At 69.3% G+C, this 3,657-nt stretch carries 1 protein-coding gene; it reads left to right on the top strand.

Annotation, left to right across the window (positions count from 1 at the left end):
- The coding region (locus VFB40_RS07955) for an acetyl/propionyl/methylcrotonyl-CoA carboxylase subunit alpha (RefSeq protein WP_324848653.1) at nt 1–3,657 on the top strand (3,657 nt) is incomplete at both ends.

Here is a 3,657-nt window from a genome sequence, read left to right as displayed (position 1 = left end):
GCCTGGGTCGGCTGGGGCTTCGTCGCCGAGGACCCGGCGTTCGCCGAGCTGTGCGACCGGATCGGCGTCACGTTCGTCGGCCCGAGCGCGCAGGCGATGCGCAAGCTCGGCGACAAGATCGGCGCGAAGCTGATCGCCGAGGAGGTCGGCGTCCCGGTGGCGCCGTGGAGCCGCGGCGCGGTCGAGACCCTGGAGGCCGCGGTCCGCTCGGCCGAGCAGGTCGGCTACCCGCTGATGCTCAAGGCCACCGCGGGCGGCGGCGGGCGCGGCATCCGCGTCATCACGAACGAGGCCGAGCTGGTCGAGGTGTACGAACGCACCAGCCAGGAGGCGGCGCGGGCGTTCGGCAGCGGCGTGGTGTTCCTCGAGCGGCTGGTCACCGGGGCGCGGCACGTCGAGGTCCAGGTGATCGCCGACGGCCAGGGCACCGCCTGGGCGCTGGGCGTGCGCGACTGCTCCGTGCAGCGGCGCAACCAGAAGATCATCGAGGAGTCGGCCTCGCCGGTGCTGTCCGGCGACCAGGTCGCGGAGCTGAAAGCTTCGGCCGAGCGGCTCGCGTTGCGCGTCGGCTACCGGGGTGCGGCCACGGTGGAGTTCCTTTATCACCCCGGCGACAGGCAGTTCGCATTCCTGGAAGTCAACACCCGGCTACAGGTGGAGCACCCGATCACGGAAGCCACTACCGGCTTCGACCTGGTGAAGGCGCAACTGCACGTGGCGTCCGGCGGCAAGCTGAGCGGCGAGCGGCCGGTCGAGCGCGGGCACGCGATCGAGGCGCGGCTCAACGCCGAGGACCCCGACCGCGACTTCGCCCCCTCCCCCGGCAGGATCGTCCGCCTGGTGTTGCCTGCCGGTCCCGGGATCCGGGTGGACACCGGTGTGTCCGAAGGCGACACCATCCCGGCCGACTTCGACTCGATGATCGCGAAGATCATCGCCCACGGCCGGGATCGCGACGAGGCACTGGGCCGGCTGCGTCGCGCGATGGCTGAAACCGGCGTCCTGATCGAGGGCGGCACCACGAACAAGAGCTTCGTGCTGGATCTGCTGGAGCAGCCCGAGTTCCTCGACGCCTCCGCCGACACCGGCTGGCTCGACCGCGTCCGCGCCCAAGGCCGCCTGGTTCCGCACCGAAACGCCGCCGTGGCGCTGGCCGCCGCCGCCATCGACGCCTACGAGGAAAGAGAACGGCTGGAGCGTACGCGGCTGCTGTCCACCGCCTCCGGCGGGCGCCCGCAGGTGCAGCACGAATCCGGACGGCCCTTGGCTCTCAAGCTGCGCGCCGCCACCTACCAGGTGCGGACGGCCCGCATCGGAGCGCATCGATACCAGGTCGGGATCGAGGCCGGCGAACAGGTCCGTACCGCCGTTGTGGAACTGGACCGCTTCGACCGGCACTCCGGCCAGATCAAGGTCAACGGTCGGCGTTATCGACTGCTGAGCGCCACTCACGGCCCGGTACACCTGGTCGACGTCGACGGCGTCACCCATCGGGTCAGCCGCGATGAGGGCGGCGTCATCCGCTCCCCCGCTCCCGCGCTGGTGATAGCCGCACCAGCACAAGCCGGCGCCGAGGTCGAGGCCGGCGCGCCGATTCTGGTGCTGGAGAGCATGAAGATGGAGACGGTGCTGCGCGCACCTTATAGCGCACGGGTGCGGGAACTGGCGGTCGCCGTCGGCTGCCAGGTCGAGACCGGCGCTCCGCTGCTGCGGCTCGAACCGATCGTCGAGGACGATGGAAGCACTGCGGGCGCTGCGGACGTAAGTCAGGCCTCAGCGATGTTTGACAACACGCCGGCCCCGTCTCAGGGCATTGACGACCTTCACAGCCTCCTGCTGGGCTATGACATAGACCCGCTGGAGGAGGACCACGTCCTGAAGGACTACCTCGCTGCCCGCGCGGCGGTTGACGGCGGCGGCGGCAGGCTGACCGCTGAACTCGCCCTCATCGAGGCGTTCACGAACCTCGCCGAGCTCGCGGTAGACCGGCCGAGATATGGCGAGTCCGCCAGCGCCGATCATGTGCACAGCGCGCGTGAATATTTCCACACCTACCTGCAGAGCCTTGATGTCGAACGCGCCGGACTGCCGGAAGCGTTTCAGAGCACGCTGATGAAGGCGTTCTCCCATTACGGGGTCTCGCGTTTGGAGCGCAGCGCGCAGCTGGAGGCGGCGGTGTTCCGCATCTTCCTGGCGCGTCAAAAGGCGCCCCAGCACGCGTCCATCGTCGCCGCCGTGCTCCAGGAGTGGCTGAACGACCCGCTGCCGCCCGCAGCCGAACGCGAGCCCGCGGGTCGCGTGCTGGAACGGTTGATCGCCGTCACCCAGCTGCGCTTCCCCGCGGTCGCCGGCTTGGCGCGGGCCGTGGTGTACGCGTGGTTCGGCCAGCCGCTGCTGCGCCGCAACCGGGCTCGAGTGTACGCCGGGGTCCGCAGGCACTTGCACTACCTCGACGAGAATCCGCAGGCCGAGGACCGTGGCGCGCGCATAGCCGAAATGGTGCGCAGTACCGAGCCGCTGGTAAGGCTGCTCGGACAGCGCCTGGCCCGGCTGGATCTGGACAACTCGGTCATGCTTGAGGTCCTCACCCGCCGGTATTACGGAAACAAGGGCCTGACTGGAGTACAGACGGCGAACGCGGTCGGCTGCACCTTCGTGGTCGCCCAACGCGGCGGCTCGCGGCTCGCGTCCGCAGCGGTACCGTTCGCGCGGCTCGGCGATGCGCTGGACGGCCTGGCCGAGATCGGCGCTTCCGACGGCGCCCTGGACGCCGACATCTACCTCCTGTGGAACAGGCAACCCGACGCCGACGCGGACGCCGCGATCGCACTCCAGCAGGTGATCAGCGCGCATCCGCTGCCTGACCAGGTCGGCCGAGTAACCACCACGGTCGCGGGGCGCCGAAACGCGCTCATGCACCGCCATTTCACGTTCCGCCGCACCGGAACCGGACTCGCCGAGCAGCGGCTGATCCGCGGCCTGCATCCCCACATCGCCGAACGGATGCAGCTCGACCGACTGCACAAGTTCGACCTGACCCGGCTACGGTCATCGGACGAAGAGGTCTACCTCTTCCGGTGCGTGGCCCGAACCAACCCGGACGACGAACGACTAGTCGCACTGACCCAGATCCGCGACCTGACCGAACTGCGCGACGGCGACGGCCGTCTGGTGGCGGTGCCGACAGCCGAGAACGCCATCGCGGCCTGCCTCGACTCGATCGTGCGCACCCGAGCGCGCCAGCCCGCCCGCAACCGCTTCGCCACTGACCGGATCGTGGTCTACGTCTGGCCGCCGATCACCCTCGCGCCCCGGGAACTGCGCGACGTCGCCGACCGCGTACTGGCGACAACTCTCAACACCGGCTTGGAGGAGATCGTTCTCATCGCCCGATATCAGGATCCGCGCACCGGCGATCTGATGAAGGTGGCGGTGCACGTGCGATTCAATGCCCTGGGAAACCCGACAGTGAGTGTCGAGGAGCCGTCGCTGGAGCCATTGGAACCGCTGGACGCTTACCGGCAGAAGGTGCTGCGTGCGGCCAGTCGCAACACGGTCTACCCGTACGAGCTGACCGCGATGCTCGGCAGGTTCGCCGAGTACGACCTCGATGACGCCCACGAACTGGTCCCGGTGGACCGGCCGAAGGGGCTGAAC

The organism is Actinocrinis sp. (assembly GCF_035650855.1).
GTDB lineage: Bacteria > Actinomycetota > Actinomycetes > Streptomycetales > Catenulisporaceae > Actinocrinis.
This window is presented reverse-complemented; position numbering and strand designations above follow the sequence as displayed.